This window comes from Prosthecobacter sp. GW821-HT29F12, assembly GCF_058803405.1.
Genome location: NZ_CM179517.1, coordinates 142,432 through 167,240, shown reverse-complemented (window position 1 = coordinate 167,240; position 24,809 = coordinate 142,432). Strand labels below are relative to the sequence as shown.

Below are 24,809 nucleotides of genomic sequence, written 5' to 3'. Positions count from 1 at the left end.
CCCCACGGTCAAGCTTCACAAAAATCACCTTCACACATGCTCCACCCCGATCTAAAAACCATCATCATCATGGGCGTCTCCGGCAGCGGCAAGTCCGTCATCGGCAGCCTGCTCGCAGCCAGGCTCGAAGGCGTCTTCGAGGACGGCGACGATTTCCATCCGCCCTCCAACAAGGCCAAGATGTCCGCCGGCACGCCGCTGAATGATGACGACCGCTGGCCCTGGTATGCGACGCTGCGCCAGCGCATCGAGGACATGCGGCACCTCACGCCGAACTACGTGCTGGCCTGCTCTGCGCTGAAGCCGATCTATCGTGACAAGCTGCGCGCACATGACCAACCCGAGACGCTGCGCTTTGTGCTGCTGGACGGCACGAAGGAGCTCATCGCCACCCGTCTTGCAGGGCGCAAAGGGCACTTCATGCCGCCCACATTGCTGGACAGCCAACTGGCCACGCTGGAGCCGACGCCTGACATCATCCGTGTTTCCATTGATCAGACGCCCGAGGAGATCGTGAACGACATCCTCAAGAAGCTGGGAGACTCATGAGCGGCTCCATTCAGCGGCTGTTCTGGGGCTGGGAGACACCTGTGCTGGAGCAGGCCGTGGCCCTGCTCTGCCGCGACTGGGATCCTGCGCGTGCGCTGGATCTCAGCAGCACGCTGCTGCTGGTGCCAAACGGTGAAGCCGGACGCCGGCTGCGCGAGGCGCTGGCGGTGGTGACGAATGAGACGGGGACTGCGGCCATCGTGCCGCATCTCTGGCTGCCGGAGCAGGCGCTGCTGCCGCAGACGCGCCGCTTTGAGGCGGCGACTGCGGTGCAGTCACAGATGGCGTGGCAGCGGGCGCTTGAACGGGTGCCGCTGGATTCGCTCACGGCGCTGTTTCCCAAGCCGCCCACGTCTTCCGGCTGGGGCTGGCAGGCGGAAACGGCACGCATGCTGGCGGAACTCAAGATGCTGCTCGGCACGGGCGGTCTCACCTTTGCCAACACGGCTGAGCATCCGGCCGCGCAGCGCGAAGCTGCGCGCTGGCAGGATCTGGCGAAGATCGAGCGTGTGTACTTTGAGGAACTTGCACAAGCCCAAGTGGCGGATGCGCAGGTGCTCAAGCGTGGGTATGCGTTTGAACCGGCGCTGCCGGAAGGTGTGCGGCGGATTGTCGTGCTCGCCTCGCCGGATTTGCCGCCTTTGCTGGACGACTGGATCACGGGCTGTGCCAAACGCGGACTGCAGGTGGACATCGCGATTCAAGCGCCGCAGTCGATGGCGCACACCTTTGATGCCTGCGGACGTCCCCTGCCGGAATGCTGGGGCGAAGACGCGGGGTGCAGTCTGCCGTTTCAAGATGAGCAGATCCATGTGGCGCGTGATCCTGCCACGCAGGCGGCGCTGACGCTGGATCTCATGCGCGAGCTCGTGCCGACGGGACGCACGGCGCTGGGCGTGTGCGACTCGGAAGTCGGCAGCCTGCTGCTGGAGAAGCTCACGCTGGAGGAAGCGCGCAGTTTTGAACCCGGTGGCATTCCGGTGCAGCGTGAGGGCATGTGGCATGTGCTGGATTGTTTCCGCCTGCTGCTCAGCTCAGGGGCCTGGCGCGCTTTTGCCGCGTTGCTGCGCATTGATGAATTTCGCAAAGCCGTCATTCCGGGCAATGAGAGCACCGCCGCGCTGCTGCGCGAGGCAGATGACTTTGCCAGTGAGCATCTGCCCGTGACTCTGGCGCATGCGCTGGAGCTGCCGCTGGCGGACTGCCCTGCCCTGCGGCCAGCCATTGAGAACACGCTCGCCTTGCTTGAAGCGCTGCGTCGGCTCACTCCGGCCAAAGCGGCACGCACGCTGATCTTGAAGCTGCTTGGCGAGCAGGAGTTTAATCCCGATGCACCAGGGGACCGGGAACGCACGGAACTGGCCACCGAGTGGCTGCGCATCACGGAAGAACTTGAGCAGGAGGCGCAACGTTTTGGATTGCAGCCGAAAGCTGAAGACATGTTCTCGCTGTCGCTTGAATGCCTCGCGCAAAGCCGTCTCGCTGAACCGCGTGGGGACATTGATCTCGTGCTGCAGGGCTGGCTTGAACTTCTGTGGGAAAAGTCGCCGAACTTGATCGTCACCGGTCTCAATGAGGAGCATGTGCCGGGCATTTTCATCAGCCATCCGTTTCTGCCGGACAGCCTGCGCAAGGCGCTGGGACTGCCGTGTCAAAACACCCGCTTCGCCCGTGATGCCTTCATCCTCGCCGCACTGGCGCAGCAGCGTCTGGGTAAACGCGGACGCCTGCGGCTGCTATGCGGGCAGTGGAGCGAGGATGGCGATGCCCTGCGGCCGTCACGGCTGCTGTTTTTATGCGACAACGCGGTGCTGCCGCAGCGCGTGGCCCATCTGTTTCCGAAGGAGGAGGATCAACCATCCGCCGCCGAGCCGCCGCACACGCTGGCGTGGAAGCTGCAGCCGGACTGGAGCGCGAAGCCGCTGGAGACGATCTCACCTTCACGCCTGCGCGAGTATTTGAGCTGCCCGTTCCGCTACTACCTGAGCTGCACGAAAAACATGGGCTCAATCGAGACGGGCAAACGTGAGCTGGATGCTGCGGAGTTTGGCAATCTCATTCATCATGCGTTTCATCGCCTGAGTCTGGACCCCGCCATGCGCGACAGCACGCACCCCGCACACATAGCCGACTGTCTTGAAGCTGCGGCACGGGACCGGGTAAGAGAGATTCATGGCCAGCGGCCCGCGCCGCTGATCACGCTGCAGCTGGAAAGCATTTTGCAGCGCCTGCGGAAAGCGGCGGAGATCGAAGCCCGGAACCGGCAGGAAGGCTGGCAGTGCATTGATGCGGAACTGCTGATCGGCGACAAGGAAGATGCCATGCCCTTCCTCATCGCCGAGGCTCGTTTGAGAGGCCGCATTGACCGGGTGGAACGCCATGTGGACGGCACCCTGCGCATCGTCGATTTCAAGAGTTCGGACAAACCGCGCACGCCGCAGGAGGCGCATGTCAAGGTGATCACGGCCCGCACGAAGCTGACCGAGGCGGATGAATGGAAGTGCTTTGACCTGCCCGATGGCAGGCGCGGACTGTGGCTGGATCTGCAGTTGCCACTCTACGCCGCTGCTTTGCAGAAACGCGGTCAGTCCATCAGCAGCGTGGCCTACTTCGCGCTGCCGAAAAGCATTCAGGACACAGCCATTCTACCGTGGGAGGGATTTGATGCGGCACTGATCGACGCCGCGCATCAGTGTGCCGCCGAGGCAGTGCAGCGCATCCGCAGCGGCCAGTTCTGGCCTCCGGCGGAGCGTTCTCCGAATGCTGACTTTGATGAAATCTTGCTGCATGATCCGCTGCACAGCGTTCAGCCGCCTCTTGCATCATTACAGCTGCCCGTTTATTAAACCGGCTCATTATGTCCGACATCAAACTTCTCATCACCGGCAGCAAAGGCCGCATGGGCCAGGCCATCATCCGTGCCGCCGAGGCTCAAAACGTCACCGTCGCCTCCACCGTTGACGTGGGCGATGCATTGACCCCGGCGCTCGCGAAAGCGGACATCGTGATCGACTTCTCCTCCCACACTTTCTGCGATGAACTGCTGGGCGAATGTCTCAAGCAAGGGAAGAGCCTCGTGATCGGCACCACCGGCCACACCAATGAGGAGCTGGCTCACATTCGTGAAGCGTCCAAGGCGCTGCCGATCGTCTTCGCCTCGAATTACAGCATCGGCGTGAACACCTTGTTCTGGCTGACGCGGAAAGCCACCGAACTGCTGGGCCCGGACTTCGATCTCGAAGTCGTGGAGATGCATCACCGCATGAAGAAGGACTCCCCCAGCGGCACGGCACGCACGCTGGTCGAGATCCTCGCGGATGTGCGTGGCCTGGAGTATGACAAGGACTGCAAGCATGGCCGCTTTGGCGATGTGGGAGCCCGCACGCCGAAGGAAATCGGCGTACACGCCATTCGTGGCGGCGATGTCGTGGGCGATCACACGGTGATCTTTGCCAATGTGGGCGAACGCGTTGAACTCACGCACAAAGCCAGCAGCCGTGACACCTTTGCCACGGGTTCCGTCCGTGCGGCCCAATGGCTTGCGGGCAAGCCGGCGGGGCTGTATGACATGCAGGATGTGCTGGGATTGAAGGGCTGAGTTTGCGGTGGCTGAACGGTTGTTTTCCAAGCCATCGCTAAGAACTTCAAACCATGAACTTCGGTATCGCCCTTGGCTCCAATCTTGGTGATCGTGCTGAGAATATGCGGCGTGGCATTGAGCTGCTGATGGCACGTGTTCCAGGCATCCGGCTCAATGCGAGTGCGCGGGTGTATGAGACGGAGCCGGTGGATTGTGCGCCGGGGACGCAGGCATTTTTGAATACCGTCATTGAAGTCTCCGCCGACTGCCTGCCGCATGAGCTGCATACTCACCTCAAGGCCATCGAGCAGGCGCTGGGGCGGCCGGAGCAACGAGAGCGTAACTCGCCGCGCACGCTCGATTTGGATCTGCTGTATGCGGATGATGTGGTGAGCGATGATCCCGTGCTCACGCTGCCGCACCCGCGCATGCACCTGCGGCGCTTTGTGCTGGAGCCTCTGGCAGACATCCGGCCTGAGCTGGTGCTGCCGGGGCAGAAGGTGTCGGTGGCCGAACTTTTGGCGGGTTTGGAGTGATACCGGCTTTGCCCTGCTTCGCGGATTCTGCGTGGCAAGAAGCGGAATCTTGCTATGGAGTGAGCTCCCATGACTGAAGCCCAACCCACCTCTGCTGATCCTGGACGCTGGATTCGTTTTGCCCTCGTCATGCTGCCGGTCGGCACGATTCTGCTGGGGATTGCTTCCTTTGGCATCTGGCAGTGGAAGAAGGACCAGGCGGCGGATCGTTCCTTCAAGTATGCGCTGGCGCTGCGGCGGCAGATCAGCCCGGAAGGGATCGAACGGTATGCGGGGATCGTGCGCACGGCTTTGGGCAAAGCGGACCGGGACCTGAGCATCCCGGGCTATCTAGAGTCCACGATGGGCGCTGAGAACATGGGCTACACGGTACGGCGCGGGCGCTTTGGCAACGAGAAGTCGGTCATTGATGCCGAACTGACAGGAATCAAACGACCGCTGGAAATCGTGATGGTCCTGGCACTCTACGGTGGCCCGGCGGAGCAGCAGGAAAGCACGGTGCAAGCCATCGCCGAATCCTTGTCTGTCGCGCATGAACTGACGGGTGAAAAAGTGGTGCGCTCATTGCGCTTTGCCTTCATCCCCGACACGCCGGAAGCGCTGAAGCAGCTAAAGGATGGACTGCAGCGCGATGGTGAACGCCTGATGCATCTGCTGGTGCTCGGCGGGCCCGAAGTGGCAGCTATTGAAGGCATCTCCAAAGCCTTGGACACGACGGCCAAAGGCACGCGCGTCCTTTCGCTGCCTGCCACCAAAACAACCCAGGAAACGGTGCAGTCGGCCCATCAACTCAAAGGCATGCTGCTGGAAGCAGCGGAAATCCCATGATCGTCACGTGCCGCCAGATGCAGCAATGCGAAGAGGCCGCCTTTGCACGCGGCGTGAGTGCGGCGGCATTGATGGAGGAGGCGGGATGTGGCATCGCGAATGTGGTGCGTCAGTTTGCGCCGCGCGCGGGATCGCTGGTGCTGTATCTCGGCAAAGGGAACAACGCGGGTGATGCGCTCGTAGCAGCACGTGAACTGGTCGCTGACGGCTGGCGGTTGTATGCAAGGCTGAGTGGGGAGCCCACGGCGATGAAGCCGCTGCCGCGCACGCATCTGGCCGTGTTGGGCAGTCTGGTCCGCATTCTGGACGATGCCTCGACGTTTGATTTTCCAGCCGGACCGATCGTGAGTCTGGATGGGCTGCTCGGCATCGGAGCCCAGGGGCCGATGAAGCCGGAGCTGCAGGTGCTGGCCCGTGAAATGAACACGCTGCGCACGCAGCGGCATTCGCTGACGATTGCGATGGATATTCCCTCCGGTCTCGACGGCGATCATGGTGATGCCTGCGAGGACGCGGTAGAAGCGGATGTGACCGCCGTGGTGGCGCAGATCAAAGCGGGGCTGCTGGAAGATGGCGCTGATCATTACGTGGGACGCATCGCGCTGGTGCCGCTGCCTGATTTGTCGCAGACGGATGGAGATGCACAGGCCGAAGTGCTGACGCCGCAGATGCTGCGCTCCTGGCTACCGCGCCGTGCCAATGACATGCACAAAGGAGATGCGGGGCGCATCGGCATCCTGGCTGGCTCGCCGGGATTTCTTGGGGCTGCGGAGCTGGCCTGCCGTGGCACCATTCGCGCTGGCGCGGGACTCGTCACGCTGCTGGTGAAGGAGGAGTTGTACCCGCTCATTGTTCACCGTCTGCCTGCGGAGGTGATGGTGAAGCCGATCGACGATTATCGTGATGTGCTGGACATGAACTTCAATGCGCTGGCCATCGGACCGGGGCTGGGGTTTGCCCATGACAAGGAAGTCCTCGAAGTGCTCAAGCGGGCGAAGGTTCCCACCATCGTGGACGCCGATGCGCTGACGATGCTGGCACAGCATCCCACAGTGCTTGATGAAACTGGCAGGCTGCCGCGCCTCATGACGCCGCATCCCGGTGAAATGGACCGCCTGCTGCGGAATTTCCCCGGCTGGCATGGCATGAGCCGCCGCATGCTCGTTGAATCGCTCACGGAAACCGCACCGGGACGCACGCTGCTGCTCAAAGGCACGCGCACCGTGATCGCCACGCATGGCAAGCCGACCTTGTTCAACACGACGGGCCACGCCGGCATGGCCAGCGGTGGCATGGGGGATGTTTTATCCGGCGTATGCGCCACCTTTGCCGCGCAGCATCTCACGCTGCATCAGGCAGCGGGTCTGGGGGCGTGGGTGTGCGGTCGTGCTGCGGAGAGGTTTGTCATTCAGGAGCGCACGGCCATGGAGTCTGTGGGCGCGAGCGATGTCACCGCGCATCTGGGTGGTGCGCTGCTGGATCTGAAGGAAGGGCGTTTCTGAGGAAGTGGCCTGGTGCGTGCCGTTTTCGAGCGCTGTAAATTATGTTACCGCCCTTTAGCACATAACATTGTGCGGCCACAAAGCTGATCCCCTCTCCCCGCCGCTGATGGGGGCACTTGGGTATGTTCCGGGCACGTTGGTGACACTTTCTCCCGGGGACATGGGTGACAGGGTGACTGATGCCCTGGAACCAAACAAACGAGATGAAGGAACGGTTGAAGATGATCGGCGAGTATTTGAGCGGCGGCTATGGGCCAGCGGAGCTGGCCCGGCGATACGGCGTGAGCCGCAAGTCCGTCTACAAGTGGATCGCTCGCTACGAGCAGGCAGGAGCGGAGGGATTGCAGGAGCGATCCAGCGCACCGCATCACCATCCCAACGCCACGGAGTTGGAGGTCGTCGAGCATATCCTGCGGCTCAAGGCTCGCTGGCCACACTGGGGCGCGCCAAAGCTTCTGGCACGGCTGCAGCGCGAGTCTGAAGCGGGGCCGCATCCTGCGGAGAGCACGGTCAGCGACATCTTGCGCAGGCATGGGCTGTCCAATTCGATCAAGCGACGTGCGCATGCCAGCGCAGTGCCCAGCAGCCAGCCGCTGGGGCATGCACGTGCACCCAACGAGGTGTGGTGCGTGGACTTCAAGGGATGGTTCCGCACGGGCGATGGCAGCAAGTGCAGTCCACTGACGCTCACCGATGCCAGCAGCCGTTACCTTCTGCGCTGCCAGTGCCTGGGCAGCAAGACCGGAGGGCCGCTGGTGCAGCCCATCATGATCAGCGCGTTCCGGGAGCATGGGATGCCGTGCGCGATACGCTCGGACAACGGGCCGCCCTTTGCCAGCCGCACGCTCGGCGGGCTCAGCGCACTGAGCGTGTGGTGGTTGCGGCTGGGCATCAGGTTGGAGCGCATCGAGCCGGGCAAGCCGCAGCAAAACGGACGGCACGAGCGCTTTCATCGCACGCTGGAACAGCACACCGCATCACCGCCAGCACGAACGCTCAAGGCGCAGCAGCGCTGCTTTGACGAGTTCCGCCGCGAGTACAACCACGAGCGCCCGCACGAGGCGCTGGGCCAGACCACACCTGCGGAACACTACAGGCCATCGAGCCTTGAGTATCCTCAGCGACTGCCTGATGCGCGGGAGTTCCCTGAGGAGTGGCACCGGCGCAAAGTGAAGCCAGGAGGCACGATCAAGTGGAGCGGCCATGAGGTGCATCTCACACAGGTGCTCAGCGGCGAAGATGTGGGGCTGGAGCCGGTGGGAGACGGGCGCTGGGCAGTGTGGTTCCAAGAACTTGAGCTGGGCGTTTTTGATGAGCGCACCATGAAGGTCAAAGGGCATAAAAATCTGCCAAAACAGGCTGGTGCCAAGCCACGTGAAGCCGAGGATGGGAGGAGCGGTGTTTTGTGAGCCTGCGCTACGGGCGTCTTCCCGGCTCGGCTGAGGCCTCGCTCGGAAAGCCACCCTGCGCGCAGGCTCACAAAAACAAGGTGCTGCATGCGCTTGGATGAGCCGCCCCAGCCATAAAAAAGTGTCACCTATGTGCTTGGGAGAAAATGTAACCCTTGTGCCCGAGTGCACACTTGCCCAACTTGTCCTTGGGGGAGAGGTAGGGTGAGGGGCATCCCACCCTGTCAAAAGGCACGTGTCGTCCCCTCACCCCAACCCTCTCCCCGAAGAAAAAGCTTCGTTGTCGCCGTATGTCAGGGGCGGGGAGAGGGAGTCCCGCTTTGGCCGCCCTGGATTTACCTGCCCCATCATTATTCAAAACGCTTTAAGCCAGCAGCTTGTGCAGGACTTTGCCGTGCACATCGGTGAGGCGGAAGTCGCGGCCTTGGAATTTGAAGGTGAGCTTTTCGTGCTCGAGGCCTAGGAGATGAAGAATCGTGGCGTGCAGATCATGCACGTGAGCGGGGTCTTCGGCGACGCCGAAGCCGAGTTCGTCGGTCTTGCCGAGGGTCTGACCGGCCTTAACACCGCCACCGGCGAACCACATGGTGAAGGCGTCGATGTGGTGATTGCGGCCGGTCTTGTCGCGGTTTTCGCCCATGGGGGTGCGGCCAAACTCGCCGCCCCAGACGACCAGTGTTTCTTCCAGCAGGCCGCGTGATTTGAGATCGCGAATGAGAGCGGCGCAGGCTTGATCGACGTCTTTGACGACTTTGGGGAAATCGTCTTCGAGGGTTTCACCTTTGCCGCCGTGGTTGTCCCAGCTGGTGTGGTAGAGCTGCACGAAGCGAGTGCCGCGCTCGACGAGGCGGCGTGCGAGGAGGCAGTTGCGCGCGAAGGAAGGCTGGGAAGGATCGACGCCGTAGAGATCGAGGGTGGCCTTGGATTCGCCCTTGAGATCAATCAGCTCCGGGGCGCTGCTCTGCATGCGCCAGGCCATCTCGTAGGCGTTGATGCGGGTTTGGATTTCGTCGTCACCAGTTTCAACGAGGCGGGAGAGATTCAATTCTCGCGCGGTGTCGATGACACGGCGCTGGCTGGCGGCACTGTAGCTGGCGGGCGTGGAGAGATTCAGGATGGGCTCTCCGGTGCCACGCAGCGGGACGCCCTGATAGGTGGTGGGCAGGAAACCGCTGCCCCAGAGCACGGCACCGCCACGGGGACCGCGAGGACCGCTCTGCAGCACGACAAAGCCGGGCAGATCGCTCGATTCACTGCCGATGCCGTAGGTGACCCAGGAGCCCATGGAGGGGCGTCCGAACTGGCCGCTGCCGGTGTTCATGAAGAGCTTGGCCGGGGCGTGATTGAACAACTCCGTTTTGCAGGTGGTGACGATGCTGATGTCATCCACCACGCCCTGCATGTAGGGCAGCATGTCGCTGACCCAGGCGCCGCTCTGGCCGCGCTGCTGGAACTCGCGGCGGGTGCCGAGGAGCTTGAAGCCGTTGCTGGTGCCCATGAAGGCAAAGCGCTTTCCCTCGATGTAGCTCTGCGGAATCGGCTGGCCGTTTAACTCAACGAGCTTCGGCTTGTAATCAAAGAGCTCCAGCTGTGAAGGGCCGCCGGCCATGAAGAGATAGATGACGTTCTTGGCGCGAGGCGTGACATTGGACTGCTTCATCACGCCCGGCCCTGCCGCCGCAGCAGCGCTGGCCGCATGCAGTCCGCGCTCCGCCATCAGGGATGCGAGCGCGACCGAGCCGATCCCCATGCCGCACTGACTGAAGAAATGGCGGCGGGTCTGGTCGCGGAGCTGGCTGTCATCCTGAGAAATCATCTAGCGAACTTACGAAGCGGCTGACAGCCATGTTTCAAACAGTCACCCCGAGCGCCGCCAAGGTCTTCAGCACGATGGGTTCACCGGGCTGGAGTTTGTCGCGTTCTTCAAACAGGAGGCGTGTCACTTTTTCATAGCTCGGAAGTTTACCGGTGCGGCGCTGGGCGAGGAGGCGGACGTAGCGGACGGCGCGGTCGATGAGCTTGTTGTTGCTGGGCTTCACGTAGGTCATGAGGTTGTCGAGGTAGCGGCCCAGACGGCCCATGACGAGGGTGGAGTGAATGTTGATGAGGAGCTTCAGCAGTAGGTGCGCGTGGAATTCGTGGATGCCGGTCAGATCGATTTGATGCTTAAGGCCATCGAACTCCCAGACCATCTCCCCTGCCCCGCCGTCGATGTGAAACTGCAGATGCTCGGCGTCATGAGTGCGGATGCGGCGCCGGGCCGCGAGCTGTGCGGAGAAGTCATAGGACGCCAGAACCTCGGCACCGGCGACGTGGCGCACGTCCGGCCATTCCAAGGTGCGCGGCTCACGGCGCAACAGCGCCTGCCATGCGGCATGCGCGCCGGGCTGCTCCGGCATGAGGAAATGAGACCATGAGGCCTGAGCGGCAGGATCATCCTGCTTTTCAAAGGGCACGAGGCTGAAGGTGGGGGCGCGCTCGGTGGTGTCTGTGACGACGGTGATGCCAAAGCGTGAGCTGCTGTAGAAAACATAGTCACCCCGCGCATAAACCGCCGCCTCATGCTCGATGAAGGGCACAAGGAACTGGCCGTCGCAGTGCGCGACGTGACGCAGCAGTTGCAGCACCTCCCCCGGGGCGTTTTCAGGGTCGTGCTGGTGCATGAACGCAAAGCCGATGGCCGCCATGAGCACGGTGCTGGCCTGCAGGCGCGTGCTGCCTGAGACGGCCATGGCACCCACCGAGAGATTGAGTTTGTGGATGGCCGGATTTTCGATCACGCGCTTGGAGCGCGCGGCGGCTTTGACGAGCTGCTCGTCCGGATTGCAGTAGAGGAACCAGGGAGGATTGGTGGACAGCTCTGCAGCGCGTTCCGTCGCGCCGATGACAAAGGGCGTCTCGCCGCCTTCGGTGGTGGCGATGAGCAGATCGCCATTGATGAAGCCCAGCTCTTCGAGCTGACGTGCGCCGTATTCGGGATGATCCTCAAAGGTTTCAATAGCCTTGATCAGGGCAAGATCCCCGCCTGCCATGAAAGCGACGATGCGCTCCGGATCAGTTACGGGCAGGACACCCATGCGACAGAACACCTCGATGCTCAGCGACAGCCGCCCGGTGGCGCCGCAGCCGCAGAGGAAGACGCGGTGACCGGAGGCGAGGGTGGCGGCGATGGCCCGGGCGAGGTCCGCCAGCGGGGCGGATTTGGCGGCAAACTGGCGCAAGGCGTGGATATCCACCTGATGCATGAGTTTGACCGCCTCCCCCACATCCACACGCGCCATGAGGGAGAGGGAGGTGGTGAAGGGATGCTGTGATTCCGTATCAAGCGCCCCGAGCTGGTAGTCGGTGGCGACCTTGAGGAATTCGTCGGCTGCATTCATGGCACTAGTGATTCGACTGGCGGCCTCCCGTGGATGTTCACATGTGACACTTTCCCATCTTGCACGCCGCACAGTGCGTTACACTATGCATGCAAAATCGCATGATGGAATTCGCATTGTTCAGGCTGCCCGATGGGCGAGCATGGCTGGGAGAAGGCCCCTTCACCGCGCTGGCCACCGCGCCGGCGGCGGGGGGAGCCTTCTATATCAACGACTTCGACCTGAAAGACCCCAAGCCCTGGAAAGTGCCTGCACGGCTGCATGAGATCACCGCTGGCAACCTCGGGGAGAAGATACACCTTAATGGCTCGCAAAAGCCTCAGATTCAATGGGCTAAACCTGCCACGGAATGGTTCAAGATGGCCTTTCGCCGCATCCGGCGTGAAGTCCAGGCCAAGCGACTGGAGAAAATGGTGCCTGTGCTCACGGAATCCGGCACTTTGACCGCAGGTGACCCAAGACGGCTGCTGGATGCGATCATGCACGCTCCCGCGAACATGTGGGGCTACGCCCATGTCCAGGAGGGCGGCGGATTTCTCGGCGCCACGCCCGAACTGCTGTTCAAGGTGAAGGCGCAGCAACTGGAAACGATGGCGCTGGCGGGCACGGCCAAGCCCGGCAATCAGGACGCGTTTTTGACGGATGTGAAGGAGATCGAGGAGCATGAGATCGTGGTGCGCTACCTCACGCAGCAGTTGCAGGCGCTGGGGGCCGTGACCCGTGACCCGCGCACCTTGTGCCAGACCTCCGGTCTCGTGCATTTTCAGACCAAGCTTAGCGTGCAACTGAATGCCGCCGCTGATCCGGCGCAACTGGTGCCGCTGCTGCACCCCACACCGGCGGTGGGCTGCCTGCCGCGCGATGAGGAGTCGATGGAGAAACTGCGGGAGTACCGTCAGCAGCTGAAGGTGCCGGGATTTTTTGGCGCACCGTTTGGCTTTGCCGAAACCGATGGCACCACGCACATCGTCGTCTCCATTCGCGGCATCTGCTGGGAGGGGAATCAGATCAGCCTGCCCTCCGGCTGCGGCATCGTGGGGGGCAGCGCCTTTGACCATGAATGGCGTGAACTGCGCCTCAAACGCGAGGCCGTGCTGAGACTGCTGGCACTTCAATCATGACGCAGACCCAGCTCATTCAACAAACCCTGCACACCATCGCCTACCTCGGGGTGCGTGAAGTGTGTGTCGCCGCCGGTGCTCGCAATGCGCCCCTGGTGTCCGCCCTGCTGGCATGCAGCGGCGTGAAGATCTGGAATTTCTTTGAGGAACGCAGCGCGGCCTTCTTTGCGCTGGGCCGCATCATGGCCGACCGCCAGCCGGTGGCGGTGGTGACAACTTCAGGCACTGCGGCGGCTGAGCTTCTGCCGGCCGTGATCGAGGCGCATTACCAAAATCTGCCGCTGGTGCTGGTGACGGCGGACCGCCCGAAAAGATACCGTGGCAGCGGGGCTCCGCAGTCCATTGAGCAGGCAGGATTGTTTGGTGTGTATGCGACCATCGTGGGCGACTGGGATGTCACGGATGAATCCCACGAAGGCCACTGCTCCGACGGGCCGATGCACCTCAACGTGTGCCTGGATGAACCGCTGGAGACGAACGTGGCTGGCGTTGATTTTTCCGCCGCTCAGCCGATGCCACCCACTGAAGAAGGGCCGCCCGGGGCTCTGCAGTGTGATCTGGTGCTGGCAGCGGGGATGCACCCGCGTGAAGCCGCCGAGGCGGCCGCTTTGCTGGTGCGGATCGGTGCGCCGATCATCGCCGAAGCGACCTCGAATCTGCACGGCTTCCGTGAGCTGCAGCCACTGCTGATTCCCGGTGGTGAGCGGGCGCTGCAATCCGCACGCCCGGCGCATGTGCTGCGCATCGGGGCGGTGCCTTCATGGCGCTGGTGGCGGGATCTGGAGGATCTGCCGAAGATCAAGGTCACCAACATCACGCGCACAGGTTTCAGCGGACTGGCGCGGACGGAGAATGTGGAAACGCTGGCGTGGGAGAACATTCGCAGCACGCAGTTGACCCGCGTCGATCCGCCCTGCGGCATTCTGCGCTTTGAGCCTGATTTCGAAAAATTCCCGGAATCCGAGCCAGCCTGGGTGAGCAAAATCGCGAAGGCTATTCCCGCAGGTTCGCGGGTGTTTTTGGGCAACAGCCTGCCGATTCGCGAATTCAATCTGGCGCTGCAGACGACGAAGCCGGGCATCGAGCTTTTTGCGAATCGTGGAGCCAATGGCATCGACGGACTTGTTTCGACCTTTCTCGGCACCAGCGCGGTGCATGGCGGCGAATGCTGGCTGATCCTCGGGGATCTGAGCGCGCTGTATGATCTCGCTGCGCCGTGGGTCATCGCCCAGATGGAGCATCCGCGGCTGCGCATCGTGGTGATCAACAATGGCGGCGGCAAAATCTTCTCACGCGTGGCCAGCATGCGCGCCCTGCCTGAGACCGCGCGCAACGTGATCGAAAACCGTCACTCGCTGGGGTTTGAGCCTTGGGCGCAATTGTGGGGCATGGAGTATCTCCAGACCGATGATGCGAATGATCTCGCTGACCTGCTGCCAATGCCGATGGTGATCGAAATCCGTCCCGACCCGCTGCACACGGAAGCGTTCTGGAAGGACTGGCAGAAGCCGGTGATCAGGCCACGATGAATGAATCTTTTTCGCTAGGAGACGAAGGAGACGGCCTCAGCAATCTGCAAGCACCTGCGCTCACGCGAGCGCGAAGCGTCTTGGAGTGCGCGCGGCAAGCCTGGGCGCGACGCCGCTTTCGCAGGCTGGACGGCGGGCTGAGGCCGCAGCACACACTCTGCCTCGCGAAAGCGGTAGCTACGATGCAGGCTTGCGCCTTGCATCTGCGCGACCGCACTCCAAAAGGCTGTCGCGCACTCGCAAACGACGGGGCGCTTGCTTAGCGTTCCTCAAATTAAGCCACGATGTAGTCGCGGAAGGCGGTGATGATCACCACCACGGAGCAGGCGCCAGCATCCGGGAAGCCGATGCAGGCCTCGCCGAGGGTCTTGGCGCGGCCAAACTTGGCCACCATGGCTTTGCTGGCTTCTTTGCCCGCCTCGGCGGCGGCGGCCACGGCGGTGATGGCCTCTGGGAGGGACTGAGCAGCGACTTCGGCTGCCTTGGTGGCGGCAGGTTCCATGGCATCCACGCAGGTTTTGTCGCCAATGGCGGCACCACCGCGCTGCTTCACGCCATCCACACCGGCCTGGAGGAAAGCAGCCAGTGCGGCGGCATCGAAGGATTCTTTGCCGTTGAGGGCTTTGCCGCCATTGCGGAAGAAGGTGCCAAAGATGGCACCGCTGGCGCCGCCCATGCTGCTCATCATCGCCATGCCAACGGTGGAGAAGGCTTTCTCGATGCTTTCCACTTCGCCGGCGTTGAGCTTCTCCGTGGCGGCACGCATGCCGCGCTCCATGCCCATGCCATGATCCCCGTCTCCGAGATCACGGTCGGCCTGGGACAGCATCGGCTCGGCAGCGATGATACGCTCGCAGGCGAGCAGGAGCATGGCTTTGACTTCGTCTTTGGAAAGGGTGGCTTTGGGCATGGGACCGCGATTGTTGGCGCGCTGGCGGGGAAGTCAAATGCGAAGCCTGCCCCCACCCAGCGGTCACGTAGCCCCGGAGGGGGAAGGCAGTTCGTCAAAAAGTGCCTTCGACCAGCAGCAATTCACGCAGCAGGACTGAATCGGGATCGTTCATTTCCAGAACCATCACCGTCGTGCGTCCGATGGGCGTCTGCCCGTGCAGCCACGCCCCCTGCCACTTGAAATGCTCCTCCCATACATCCTGACGTGGACGAAACAGCCTGATCACCTCGCCTGTCACTGGATCAATTCCCGCCACATTGGCCCCTTTGTGCATGTTGCAGGAAAAACACGCCCAAGCCAGATTCTCCAGAACAGTGGGACCCCGATGCTTCTCCGCGATGATGTGATCTGTGTGAAACGGAAGATCGGAGACATGCTCGGGCAACCGACAGTACTCGCAGCGCCCAGCAGCCTGCGCGATCACCTGCCGTTCCAGCTTACGGGACGGTCTCGGCATAACTCATGCAGCAGCCTGTTGCAGAGAGATGCGCGCCCGGGCCTTCATCAGCTCCAACGTGCGTCCGGCTTTTTGGAAGCTCGTGAGTTCGTTTTGTTCTGCTTCATCCAGTGCCGCTGCTTTGGCCTTCTCCAGGAGCACAAGCATCCGTTCACGATCATCCGCAGAGAATGAAAAACTCAGAATGGCAGTGGCTGCCGCCTTGTCCCATCCGCCTGTTCCCGGCTGAATGAGGCGGCTTAAAATGCCGGCTTCCGTGGTGGTCACTGAGTTCATGGGGAAAAGTATGCCTCATTCCGCCCATTTCAACCCCTACCCCGCTGAGCGTTTGTCGGCGCGGCGCAACCTGTTGGCCATACTCCAGGCATTTTGATTCCTCAGCTTCTCCCCGCCCGGGTTAATACTCGGCTCCTGAAGTCCCACGGCAACTCAAGCCCCCCTTCAAGTTGCCACTCTTTCGGCGTCTATCGGCCCGAGCAACTTCCTTTATTTGCACACGCATGCCATTCCTCGCAGCCGCCTGCTCTCGGCTGCCACTGGTTGCATAGCCTTCGGAAGCCGTGTGAACAGCGTGGTTGCCGGTTGCCACCCCTAAGCACGGCAACCGGCAACCAGAGGGAAAAAAGGGAACCGGGAAGCCCCCCTACACCTGCGCGCGTTTGTCTGCCTTGCGCAGCCGGTCGGCCATGCCTTTCATGACGTGCAGGGCAAACTGCGGCATCTCATCGACCATGTAAAGGAAGTGATGCCGGTTCACGGGGAGGAGCTTGCAGTCGGTGCGGGCGATGGCATCGGCGGAGCGTTCGGAATCTTCAATGAGGGAGATTTCGCCAAAGAACCCCTCGGGGCCCACAGTCTCAACGATGACGCCGTTGATGACGATGTCCACCTCCCCGCTCTGCACCACGAACATCTCCCCGGAGTCGTCGCCGATGTTAAAGATAGGCGTTCCTTGCAGAACGGACCTCACGTTGGCAGGGCTGGCGAAGATCTCGGGGAGTTTCATGGCATGGGCAGGTTTACAGCTTGGTGTAGCCCACGCTTTCGCAGGGCATGTCCCAGAGTTTTTTCAGCTCCGCATCCAGCTTGGTGATGCTGAAGCTGACGCCGGCCATTTCCTGGCAGGTGACGATGTTGTCGACGATGGTCTGGTGAATCTTGATGCCGCGGGCGTCGAGGATGGGCTTGGCGCCGCGCAAGAGGATGAGCAGCTCCATCATGTGAGTGGAGCCGAGGCTGTTGACGAAGAACACGATTTCATCCCCGGCAGTGAGGGCCAGATCGTCTGCAAACAGGAGATCCAGGATCTTGGCCGCCAGTTCATCGGCGGTGCACATCGGGATGAGACCCACGCCTTTTTCACCATGGATGCCCATGCCGAGGCCGATCACGTCATCAGCCAGTTCGAAGGTGGGCTTGCCTGTGGCAGGGATGCTGCCGGGTTTGGTGGAAACGCCGACGGTGCGGGTGTTGTCGCAGGCCTTTTGGGCGATGCGGACCAGTTCATCCAAGGAATCCACGGTTTGCGCGGCGGCACCGGCGAGCTTGGTGATCGGCACGAGGCCGGCGACACCACGACGCTTGTGCTTTTCCGCAGGAGGTGCGGAGCAGACGTCGTCGGCGATGATGACGGTTTTCACGGCGATGCCTTCATCCGCAGCGAGTTCCGCGCCAATGTCGAAATTCATCACGTCCCCGGCGTAGTTGCCGTAGAGAAAGAGCACGCCCTTGCCGCGGTTCACCGCCTGCGCGGCTTCCAGCACGATGTCCGGCGGTGGTGCGGCGAAGATTTCACCCACGGCAGCACCATCGGCCATGCCTTTGCCAACAAGGCCATGATAGATCGGCTCATGCCCGGCACCACCACCCACGAGCAGCGCAGGTGCATCCGGCCGCAGATCATTCATGACGATGGAACGCGTGCCCACGCGACGCGCCTTGCCATCATAAGCCAGCACGAGCCCCTCAAAGAGTTCGTCGGCGCACTTGAGCGGATTGTTGATGATCTTCTTGGCAGGATTGGCTTGGCTCATGGTTTGAATCGTCGGGGTTGGAAAAGAAACGCCAGTTTTACGGCGTGCACCGAGGCTGTCAAAGCACGATTCACCGTCCCGCAACAGAGCGGTCCGGCATCTGAAAGGCGTTCTCAATAACGTGGACACGTGGCAGTTCGCCCTCAATGAGGATGACCTCGGCGATGTCGAAGCGGAACTTGATGCGTGGATTTCCCAGCAGGCGCAGCCAGTCCATGGCTCCGCGCTGAATGAGGCGCTGCTTGTCCGGACCCACCGCATCGGCGGGGCGGCCAAAGGCGGTGCTGGTGCGGGATTTCACCTCGATGAAGGTGAGCACATCCCGATGCCGGGCGACGATGTCCACCTCCCCACGATTGCCTCCCCGGTAGTTGCGATAAAGCACTTTGCGGCCGTGTTTAGTGAGCCAGCGTGCGGCGATGATTTCACCCATCTCCCCGATTTCGCCGCTGTCCATTTTTCGTCCGGCCAGACGGCGCTGAAACACGCCTAACGGCCTTGAGTGCAGCCAGAGCGCCGTGGCTCTCACGCGGACATCTCCCGAGACCCGCCGCCGCAGCCAGCGCCACAGACTTTGAGGCCGGGAAATGAGCCGCTTCATGCCAGATCGAGCTCAAGCTGTGAGACCGGGCCAAAACTGCGCCGGTGATGCGGACAGGGGCCGTGCTGCCTCAAAGCGGCCAGATGTGCAGGCGTGGGGTAGCCTTTGTGAATTTCAAACCCGTACTCCGGATGCTGCCGCGCCATGGCCACCATGAGACGATCCCGCGTGACCTTGGCGATGATGCTGGCCGCCGCGATGGAGTAGCTGAGGCTGTCTCCCTTGACCAAGGCAACGTGATGGAGGGGAAAACGCTTCACCGGCTTGCCGTCGATGAGGGCCGCATCTGGAACAGGCTGCAAGCCCAGCGCGGCACGGCGCATGCCTTCCCAGGTGGCCTGCAGGATGTTGATGCGGTCGATTTCATCAGGCTCGATGCTCACGCAGTGCCAGCGGATGCGTGTGTCGCTGGTGATCTCTTCGTACAAACGCTCGCGCTTCAATTCGCTGAGCTGCTTGGAATCATTGAGCACGGCATGCGAGAAATCTTCCGGCAGCACGACCGCCGCCACACACACAGGACCGGCGAGAGGACCGCGACCGGCTTCATCAATCCCGGCCACGATGCGAAAACCCGCAGCGCGCAGCGTGTTCTCGTGGTCGATCGTTGGCATGATACAAAGAATGGAGCAAAACAGCGGCTATTTCACCTCGATTGGAAGAGTCACCTGCTCAGGGGCTCCGCTTTCAGGCGCCTGCCAGCGCAGCACTTCGGTGCCCGGCTTGGCGGGATCTTTGGACAGCTTGTAAATGCGGATTTCCAGCGCGGCTTTTCCGCCTTCCGGCCTTGGCACCGGCTTCATGCGCAGGGTGATTTCGTTGTGCCCGTTGACGAGGCCGCCGATGAGAATCTGCTGATCCAGCCCGTCCCGCACGGGATCGTAAGTGATGCCGTTCATGCTCATGGTCGTTTCATAGCCGAAGCTCTGCAGCTTGCTGCCTGCCTTGTAATCCGGAACACGGCACAAAGGCGGAGGCGGAGGCATGCTGCCGGGCGGGGTGTACTCGGGGGAGTCGAGAAAGTCGGGGCGCTTGCCAGCCTTCAGTTCCTTGACCACGTCCGGTGCGCCGTCCATGCGGGAGATGCGGTTGCTGTCATACTTCCAGACCCCGTTCTCACGGCCGAACTTCAGCTTCAGCAAGTTTTCCCGGATGAGTTCCTTGTCCTGCCCCATGTCGATCCGGCCAAAATAAACGAGGTGCGCGGTGTCCCCCACCGCCTGCGCCTCCAGCAGGCGCAGGCCGGCCAGGGCCGGAGGCTGCACATCGGAGGCAAACACGGCATCCGGGAACGATTTGCGCTCACTGACGACCATGTTGCGAATCACCGTCTGGCGGTAGAGGGTGATGCTTGACGCCCAGGCCCTGGCATCCTTGCTCTGCATGGCATCGCGCCACTTATAGTACGCTTTTTCAAGCACCACCTGCAGTCCGGCCACGTCCCTCTGGGCAAAGGCAGGAGGGCAGAGTTGAAACAGGCTTAATCCAAGGAGCAAAGAGAGGAATTGGCGCATGGCGGTCGCGATTGGGACTACGAACAAGGGCACGTTTCACGCAAAAACAACCGGTCTCCATCATTTTATAATTAGCATCCCGGGAAATTTGCTGTGATAGTTTTAATCCAGAGTAAAACCATTTGCTGATTTGGCGATTCTGGTAAACGTCAACGTCTTTACCCCCAAAACATGGAGTCCCACAGTGAAGGTCAGCCCCGCACACCCCCGATTGATCGCAATCGGGAGTTGCTGAAGACCGCCCGAGAAGAAATCTACAAGACTGTCGGTGGTGTGAACCTCTCGGCTTACATTTGGGAACCCGAGATGGACAAGGCGCCCTCGTACCCCAAATCCGTGGCAGCTTTCTTTTTCAGCAGCGGCTGGGACAACGGCCAGGTGGCACAGTTTGCCCCGCATTGCGTCTACTTTGCCTCACGTGGCATGACGACGATCTGTTTTGATTACCGCGTGGCCACACGTCACGGCACGGGTCCGGTCGAAGCCATGGCCGATGCGCGCTCCGCCATTCGGTGGATTCGCATGAACGCTGTCGAACTGGGCATCAACCCCGGCAAGATCGTCGGTGTCGGTGGTTCGGGTGGTGGCCATGCCATCGCTTCTTCAGCCATTCTCAGCGGTTTTGATGATCCTTCAGACGCCTTGGACTGCAGTCCGGCGCCCAATGCCATCGTGCTGTTCAATCCGGTGATGGACACCTACTCCAAGTACGCCTTTGGTCGTGACCGCTGGCCGGACCAGGCCACCTGCAAAGCCGCAGACCTCATCCGCGCCATCCGCCCCGGTCTGCCCCCCATGCTCATCATGCATGGCACGGGTGATCGCGTCGTCCCCTTTGACGGCTCCTATGAATTTGCGCGCAAGTCGAGCAAGAAGAAGAACCTCTGCCGCTTGATCGAGTTCGAAGGCCAGGGCCACGGCTTCTTCAATTTCAATCTCTCCTTCGAGATGTACGAGGCCACGCTCATGGCGATGGACGAGCTCTTTGTGGAACTCGGCTTCCTCGAACCCGACCCCGAAGCGGGCCTCGGCAAGGTGGAATAGCCCGCCGACCGCCAGCGGCGGGAATGACGAAATCAGAACAACGAATGACGAATTTCCGCTCAACCGCCGTTTCGTCATCCGAACACTCGCGCATTCTTTCGTCATTTTGAGTTTGCCACTCGTTACCCTTTCCAACCCAACGCATCGAACAACCATGCTCCGCTCTCTCCTTCTCGCCGCAGTCGTCTCCACAGCCCATGCCGCCGACTGGCCGCAGGACCACAGCGATCTCAAGGCCGATCCCAAAGCGCAGTACGGCACGCTCCAAAACGGCGTGCGCTACGTCATCCTGCCGCATGATGAGCCTCCGGGCCGTGCCAGCATCCGCCTCTATATGGATGTGGGGTCGCTCATGGAGCAGGACGATCAGCAGGGCATGGCTCACTACCTTGAGCACATGGCCTTCAACGGCTCGCGGCATTTCAAAGGCGGCGAGATGGTGGAGTACTTCCAGCGCCTGGGCATGGGCTTCGGTGCGGACACCAATGCGCACACCTCCTTCAAGGAAACGGTGTACATGCTCGAACTGCCCAAGGTGGAGCCGAAGTACATTGCCGAAGGCCTTCAGCTTTTCCGCGATGACCTGGACGGCATGCTGCTGAACGAAACCGAGATCGACAAGGAGCGTGGCATCATTCTCAGCGAGAAGCTCAGCCGGGACTCCATTGAATACCGCACGATGATGGCGGGCTACAAGTTTGCCATGCCGGAGTCCATCCTGCCCGACCGCATGCCGATCGGCACGGAGGAGATGATCAAGACGATGAAGCGCCCGCGCTTCGTGGATTTCTATGAGAAGTATTACACCCCCAAGCGTGCCGTCATTGTGGCCGTGGGGGATTTCAAAGACACCGCCGCCGTCAAAACGGAGATCGAAAAGCAGTTTGCCGACGCCAAACCCAAGCACGGTGAAGCTGAAGACCCCAATCTCGGCAAGGTGACCTCCGGCTACGGCATCATCGCCAAGCTGCACACGGAGATGCAGGCCGAAGCGCTCACCCTCTCCATCGAAATCCCCCGCCCTGCCAAAAACAAGCCGGACAATGCGGCCACACGCCGGGAAAAGACGATCCGTGATCTCGCTGACATGATGATCAACCAGCGCCTGTCCAAGCTCTCGAAGGCTGAAGGCGCGCCGTTCATGGGCGCTGAGAGCTACAGCTATGAGTACCTCGAATTCGTCAGCGTGAACGGCATCCAGGCGCAGTGTGATCCCAAGAACTGGAAGGCCACGCTCACGCTGCTGGAAACCGAACTGCGCCGCGCCATTGAGCACGGCTTCACGGAAGCGGAGTTTGAAGAAGCGAAGGCCACCATTCTCAAAGGTGCCAAGCTGCGCGCCGACCAGGCCGACAGCCGCAAATCACGCGACCTCGCCAGCGGTCTGGTGACCATTCTTGCCAGCAAGAAAGTCTTCACCCATCCGGCAGATGACCTTGCCCGCATCTCCACGGTGCTGGCGAGTTTGAAGGAGGAGGACAGCCACGCGGCGCTCGTTGCTGACTGGAAGGGTGACGACGTGCAGATCTTCCTCGGCGGCAATTTGAAGCTCGAAGGTGATGCCTCAAAGCAGATCATCGAAACTTTCAAGGCCAGCCGTGCCAAGCCGGTTGCAGCCCCGGTGAAGGAAGAAACAGCCGCTTTTGCCTACACGGAATTTGGCCCTGCGGGCAAGGTCGCCAGCCGTTCGGAAGCGAAGGATCTCGAAATCAGCCAGGCGGTGTTTGAAAACAACGTGCGCTTCAACTTCAAGCACACCGAATTCGAAAAAGGCACCATCCGCGTGCTGATCAATTTTGGCGGCGGCAAGCTCAGCACCCCGACTGACAAGCCGGGCATCATTCCCTTTGCCCAGAGCACCTTCCAGCTGGGCGGCCTGGAAAAACATGGCGTGGATGACATCCGCCGCATCTTCGCCAGCCGCACCGTGGGCAGTGATTTCGCCATTGGTGATGAGGCTTTCCTGCTCAGCGGCCGCACCACGCCGGCAGATCTTGAGGCCCAACTGCAGCTGCTCACCGCCTATCTCGTGGCACCGGGGTATCGCGAAGAAGCCGCACGCCAGTTTGAAAAGAACCTGGAACCGCTCTACACGCAGCTGCAGCACACCGCCGAGGGCGTGATGAACAACGACGTTGTCTCCTTCATGCACTCCGGTGACCCACGCTGGGGCTTCCCAAAAATCGAAGAACTGCGCAAGCGCACGCTGGCGGAACTCAAAGCCTGGCTCACTCCGGCGCTCACGCAGGATTATCTGGAAGTCACTGTACTGGGAGACGTGGATGCCGAAACGGCGCTCAACGCTGTGGCCAAAACCCTCGGTGCGCTGCCAAAGCGCGCGGAGAAGAAGCCTGCATATGAAAAAGAGCGCACGGTTGCCTTCCCGAAGCCGGAGGCCAGCAAGACCTTTCCCTTTGACACCGAGATTCCGAAAGCCATCGCCACGGTTTACTGGCCCACCACGGACATGCTCAACATCAAGCGCACCCGCCGCCTGACGGTGCTCGGCTCCATCCTGGACGACCGCCTGCGCATCAAAGTGCGTGAAGAGCTGGGAGACACCTACAGCCCGGCCTGCTACCACGTGGCCAACGACACCTTCACCGGTTACGGCTACATGACGACGATGATCGAGTGCAAGCCGGAGCTGGCTGTTTCACTCACCAAGCTGGTGACTGAAATCGCCGACAAGCTCTCAGGCGGCCCGATCACCGACGATGAATTTGACCGCGCCATCAAACCGATGCTGGCCCAGTTGGAGCAGATGCGCCGCGACAACCGCTACTGGTCCATGAATGTACTGCGCTGCGCGCAGGAACATCCGGAGCGCCTCGACTGGGCACGCAGCTTTGTCAGTGATTTTTCCGGCATCAAGAAGGAGGAGCTCGAAGCCCTCGCGAAGGAATATCTGGGTGCCAAGCGCGCCGTATCTGCCGACATCATTCCGATCGAGAAGAAGAAGTAATATCGAAGACGGCGGGGGTACGCTTCGCAGCTGCCTCCGCCTCTGGCCCAGTATTGTAGTACCGGCTTTAGCCGGTTCAGGGCAGCACGACCAGACCGGCTAAAGCCGGGACTACAATACCCAGAGATCAGACCAATCGCTCCTTCAGCGCACTCACTTCCGCTCTCACGTTTCCTGCCAGCAAGAACGCGGACACAACCACCACGCGCCGCGCACCTGCGGAGATGATTTCATCCAGCCTTCCGGCATTCACACCGCCGATGCAGAAGATCGGGAGAGTAACACGGCGGTGGACTTCGGTGATGTCATATAAACCGATGGGCACGTAGTCCGGCTTGGTGCCCGTGGCATACAGCGGGCCAAAGCCAATGTAGTCCGCGCCTTCCTCCTGCGCTGCGATTGCCTGCACGAGGCTGTGGGTCGATTTGCCGACGAAGCATGCCGGACCTACCACCGCACGCGCCTTGGCCACGGCATCATCATCCTGCCCGACGTGCACGCCTTCACTGCCAATGGCGGCGGCGATTTCGAGATGGTCATTGATCACCAGCGGCACGCCATGGGAGCGGGTGATGGGAAGCATGAGGCGGGCGAGGCGTTCGATTTCCTGCGGCGCGAGCTTCTTGGCGCGCAGCTGCAGCACATCCACGCCACCGAGGCAGAGCTGATCGGTCATCGTCTCGACGTTTTCCGCCGTGACATAACCGAGGTCAACGATGCCGTAGAGCCGTGCGTCTTGAATGCGTTTCATGGGTGCGCCTTGCATGAGTGGTGATGCGGGTTTCTGCAAGGCTGAGTTTCCGGTTGCC

General features: G+C 61.4%; 22 protein-coding genes. 11 read left to right on the top strand and 11 right to left on the bottom strand.

Annotated elements, in window-relative coordinates:
- Positions 1-36: 36 nt before the first annotated feature.
- From AC3RLQ_RS00610 to AC3RLQ_RS00580, 7 genes are all read left to right on the top strand, one after another.
- Positions 37-549: a gluconokinase gene (locus AC3RLQ_RS00610; protein WP_493033363.1), complete on the top strand. Its 513-nt coding sequence runs from the start codon at positions 37-39 to the stop codon at positions 547-549.
- Complete coding sequence (locus AC3RLQ_RS00605) at positions 546-3,395, top strand: PD-(D/E)XK nuclease family protein (protein ID WP_493033361.1); 2,850 nt, start codon at positions 546-548, stop codon at positions 3,393-3,395. The genes AC3RLQ_RS00610 and AC3RLQ_RS00605 overlap by 4 nt, the downstream gene beginning before the upstream one ends.
- Before the next feature lie 11 nt (positions 3,396-3,406).
- The gene (gene dapB / locus AC3RLQ_RS00600; protein ID WP_493033359.1) at positions 3,407-4,147 is read left to right on the top strand and encodes a 4-hydroxy-tetrahydrodipicolinate reductase; all 741 of its coding nucleotides are present in this window, start codon (positions 3,407-3,409) and stop codon (positions 4,145-4,147) included.
- A 53-nt stretch (positions 4,148-4,200) separates the two neighbouring features.
- Positions 4,201-4,665 (top strand): 2-amino-4-hydroxy-6-hydroxymethyldihydropteridine diphosphokinase, encoded by a 465-nt coding sequence (gene folK / locus AC3RLQ_RS00595; protein ID WP_493033357.1) that lies wholly within the window; start codon positions 4,201-4,203, stop codon positions 4,663-4,665.
- A gap of 69 nt (positions 4,666-4,734) precedes the next feature.
- Complete coding sequence (locus AC3RLQ_RS00590; RefSeq protein WP_493033355.1) at positions 4,735-5,493, top strand: hypothetical protein; 759 nt, start codon at positions 4,735-4,737, stop codon at positions 5,491-5,493.
- Positions 5,490-6,995: an NAD(P)H-hydrate dehydratase gene (locus AC3RLQ_RS00585; protein ID WP_493033353.1), complete on the top strand. Its 1,506-nt coding sequence runs from the start codon at positions 5,490-5,492 to the stop codon at positions 6,993-6,995. Before AC3RLQ_RS00590 ends, AC3RLQ_RS00585 begins: the two co-directional genes overlap by 4 nt.
- A gap of 179 nt (positions 6,996-7,174) precedes the next feature.
- A complete protein-coding gene (locus AC3RLQ_RS00580; protein WP_493033351.1) occupies positions 7,175-8,404 on the top strand; it encodes an IS481 family transposase in 1,230 nt (409 codons plus the stop codon).
- A gap of 364 nt (positions 8,405-8,768) precedes the next feature.
- On the opposite strand, the gene AC3RLQ_RS00575 is transcribed toward AC3RLQ_RS00580, so the two are convergent.
- Both AC3RLQ_RS00575 and AC3RLQ_RS00570 read right to left on the bottom strand, forming a co-directional pair.
- Entirely contained in the window at positions 8,769-10,220 is a 1,452-nt protein-coding gene (locus AC3RLQ_RS00575) for a DUF1501 domain-containing protein (protein WP_493033349.1), read from the bottom strand.
- Between the two features lie 34 nt (positions 10,221-10,254).
- The gene (locus AC3RLQ_RS00570) at positions 10,255-11,784 is read right to left on the bottom strand and encodes an SIS domain-containing protein (protein WP_493033347.1); all 1,530 of its coding nucleotides are present in this window, start codon (positions 11,782-11,784) and stop codon (positions 10,255-10,257) included.
- A gap of 101 nt (positions 11,785-11,885) precedes the next feature.
- On the opposite strand from AC3RLQ_RS00570, the gene AC3RLQ_RS00565 reads away from it, so the two are divergent.
- Complete coding sequence (locus tag AC3RLQ_RS00565; protein WP_493033345.1) at positions 11,886-12,905, top strand: chorismate-binding protein; 1,020 nt, start codon at positions 11,886-11,888, stop codon at positions 12,903-12,905.
- Positions 12,902-14,434, top strand: coding sequence for a thiamine pyrophosphate-binding protein (locus AC3RLQ_RS00560; protein WP_493033343.1), 1,533 nt, complete (start codon positions 12,902-12,904; stop codon positions 14,432-14,434). The genes AC3RLQ_RS00565 and AC3RLQ_RS00560 overlap by 4 nt, the downstream gene beginning before the upstream one ends.
- A 274-nt stretch (positions 14,435-14,708) precedes the next feature.
- Here AC3RLQ_RS00560 and dhaL read toward each other — a convergent pair whose 3' ends face one another.
- The 8 genes from dhaL to AC3RLQ_RS00520 form a co-directional block, all read right to left on the bottom strand.
- Positions 14,709-15,344 (bottom strand): dihydroxyacetone kinase subunit DhaL, encoded by a 636-nt coding sequence (dhaL, locus tag AC3RLQ_RS00555; protein WP_493033341.1) that lies wholly within the window; start codon positions 15,342-15,344, stop codon positions 14,709-14,711.
- Between the two features lie 94 nt (positions 15,345-15,438).
- Positions 15,439-15,843 carry an HNH endonuclease gene (locus AC3RLQ_RS00550; RefSeq protein ID WP_422318682.1) on the bottom strand — a complete coding sequence of 135 codons (405 nt, stop codon included), beginning with the start codon at positions 15,841-15,843 and terminating at the stop codon, positions 15,439-15,441.
- Between the two features lie 3 nt (positions 15,844-15,846).
- Positions 15,847-16,119 carry a hypothetical protein gene (locus AC3RLQ_RS00545; RefSeq protein WP_422318684.1) on the bottom strand — a complete coding sequence of 91 codons (273 nt, stop codon included), beginning with the start codon at positions 16,117-16,119 and terminating at the stop codon, positions 15,847-15,849.
- Positions 16,120-16,486: 367 nt separating this feature from the next.
- Positions 16,487-16,849 (bottom strand): Crp/Fnr family transcriptional regulator, encoded by a 363-nt coding sequence (locus AC3RLQ_RS00540; RefSeq protein WP_493033338.1) that lies wholly within the window; start codon positions 16,847-16,849, stop codon positions 16,487-16,489.
- Between the two features lie 13 nt (positions 16,850-16,862).
- Positions 16,863-17,876, bottom strand: coding sequence for a dihydroxyacetone kinase subunit DhaK (locus AC3RLQ_RS00535; RefSeq protein ID WP_493033336.1), 1,014 nt, complete (start codon positions 17,874-17,876; stop codon positions 16,863-16,865).
- 70 nt (positions 17,877-17,946) lie between these two features.
- On the bottom strand, positions 17,947-18,477 hold the full coding sequence (locus AC3RLQ_RS00530; protein ID WP_493033334.1) for a YraN family protein: 531 nt from the start codon (positions 18,475-18,477) through the stop codon (positions 17,947-17,949).
- Positions 18,474-19,091 (bottom strand): ribonuclease HII, encoded by a 618-nt coding sequence (rnhB, locus tag AC3RLQ_RS00525; RefSeq protein WP_493033332.1) that lies wholly within the window; start codon positions 19,089-19,091, stop codon positions 18,474-18,476. Before rnhB ends, AC3RLQ_RS00530 begins: the two co-directional genes overlap by 4 nt.
- 27 nt (positions 19,092-19,118) lie before the next feature.
- Complete coding sequence (locus tag AC3RLQ_RS00520; protein WP_493033330.1) at positions 19,119-19,991, bottom strand: hypothetical protein; 873 nt, start codon at positions 19,989-19,991, stop codon at positions 19,119-19,121.
- Positions 19,992-20,162: 171 nt separating this feature from the next.
- Here AC3RLQ_RS00520 and AC3RLQ_RS00515 point away from each other — a divergent pair, with 171 nt between their 5' ends.
- A complete protein-coding gene (locus tag AC3RLQ_RS00515) occupies positions 20,163-21,035 on the top strand; it encodes an alpha/beta hydrolase (protein WP_487681913.1) in 873 nt (290 codons plus the stop codon).
- A gap of 154 nt (positions 21,036-21,189) precedes the next feature.
- Positions 21,190-24,000, top strand: a complete 2,811-nt coding sequence (locus tag AC3RLQ_RS00510) for a M16 family metallopeptidase (RefSeq protein WP_493033328.1) — start codon at positions 21,190-21,192, stop codon at positions 23,998-24,000.
- Positions 24,001-24,127: 127 nt separating this feature from the next.
- Here the strand turns inward: AC3RLQ_RS00510 and thiE are convergent, their stop codons facing one another.
- Positions 24,128-24,751, bottom strand: a complete 624-nt coding sequence (gene thiE / locus AC3RLQ_RS00505) for a thiamine phosphate synthase (RefSeq protein ID WP_493033326.1) — start codon at positions 24,749-24,751, stop codon at positions 24,128-24,130.
- Between the last annotated feature and the right edge of the window lie 58 nt (positions 24,752-24,809).

What these genes read in the sequence shown, in the direction of transcription:
- AC3RLQ_RS00570 (WP_493033347.1), bottom strand. Translation starts at nt 11,784, where the DNA reads ATGAATGCAGCCGACGAATTCCTCAAGGTCGCCACCGACTACCAGCTC.
- AC3RLQ_RS00530 (WP_493033334.1), bottom strand. Translation starts at nt 18,477, where the DNA reads ATGAAGCGGCTCATTTCCCGGCCTCAAAGTCTGTGGCGCTGGCTGCGG.
- AC3RLQ_RS00520 (WP_493033330.1), bottom strand. Translation starts at nt 19,991, where the DNA reads ATGCGCCAATTCCTCTCTTTGCTCCTTGGATTAAGCCTGTTTCAACTC.
- AC3RLQ_RS00535 (WP_493033336.1), bottom strand. Translation starts at nt 17,876, where the DNA reads ATGAGCCAAGCCAATCCTGCCAAGAAGATCATCAACAATCCGCTCAAG.
- dhaL (WP_493033341.1), bottom strand. Translation starts at nt 15,344, where the DNA reads ATGCCCAAAGCCACCCTTTCCAAAGACGAAGTCAAAGCCATGCTCCTG.
- AC3RLQ_RS00510 (WP_493033328.1), top strand. Translation starts at nt 21,190, where the DNA reads ATGCTCCGCTCTCTCCTTCTCGCCGCAGTCGTCTCCACAGCCCATGCC.
- AC3RLQ_RS00590 (WP_493033355.1), top strand. Translation starts at nt 4,735, where the DNA reads ATGACTGAAGCCCAACCCACCTCTGCTGATCCTGGACGCTGGATTCGT.
- AC3RLQ_RS00565 (WP_493033345.1), top strand. Translation starts at nt 11,886, where the DNA reads ATGATGGAATTCGCATTGTTCAGGCTGCCCGATGGGCGAGCATGGCTG.
- AC3RLQ_RS00585 (WP_493033353.1), top strand. Translation starts at nt 5,490, where the DNA reads ATGATCGTCACGTGCCGCCAGATGCAGCAATGCGAAGAGGCCGCCTTT.
- thiE (WP_493033326.1), bottom strand. Translation starts at nt 24,751, where the DNA reads ATGAAACGCATTCAAGACGCACGGCTCTACGGCATCGTTGACCTCGGT.
- AC3RLQ_RS00515 (WP_487681913.1), top strand. Translation starts at nt 20,163, where the DNA reads ATGGAGTCCCACAGTGAAGGTCAGCCCCGCACACCCCCGATTGATCGC.
- AC3RLQ_RS00580 (WP_493033351.1), top strand. Translation starts at nt 7,175, where the DNA reads ATGCCCTGGAACCAAACAAACGAGATGAAGGAACGGTTGAAGATGATC.
- folK (WP_493033357.1), top strand. Translation starts at nt 4,201, where the DNA reads ATGAACTTCGGTATCGCCCTTGGCTCCAATCTTGGTGATCGTGCTGAG.
- AC3RLQ_RS00575 (WP_493033349.1), bottom strand. Translation starts at nt 10,220, where the DNA reads ATGATTTCTCAGGATGACAGCCAGCTCCGCGACCAGACCCGCCGCCAT.
- rnhB (WP_493033332.1), bottom strand. Translation starts at nt 19,091, where the DNA reads ATGCCAACGATCGACCACGAGAACACGCTGCGCGCTGCGGGTTTTCGC.
- AC3RLQ_RS00540 (WP_493033338.1), bottom strand. Translation starts at nt 16,849, where the DNA reads ATGAAACTCCCCGAGATCTTCGCCAGCCCTGCCAACGTGAGGTCCGTT.
- AC3RLQ_RS00550 (WP_422318682.1), bottom strand. Translation starts at nt 15,843, where the DNA reads ATGCCGAGACCGTCCCGTAAGCTGGAACGGCAGGTGATCGCGCAGGCT.
- AC3RLQ_RS00545 (WP_422318684.1), bottom strand. Translation starts at nt 16,119, where the DNA reads ATGAACTCAGTGACCACCACGGAAGCCGGCATTTTAAGCCGCCTCATT.
- dapB (WP_493033359.1), top strand. Translation starts at nt 3,407, where the DNA reads ATGTCCGACATCAAACTTCTCATCACCGGCAGCAAAGGCCGCATGGGC.
- AC3RLQ_RS00605 (WP_493033361.1), top strand. Translation starts at nt 546, where the DNA reads ATGAGCGGCTCCATTCAGCGGCTGTTCTGGGGCTGGGAGACACCTGTG.
- AC3RLQ_RS00560 (WP_493033343.1), top strand. Translation starts at nt 12,902, where the DNA reads ATGACGCAGACCCAGCTCATTCAACAAACCCTGCACACCATCGCCTAC.
- AC3RLQ_RS00610 (WP_493033363.1), top strand. Translation starts at nt 37, where the DNA reads ATGCTCCACCCCGATCTAAAAACCATCATCATCATGGGCGTCTCCGGC.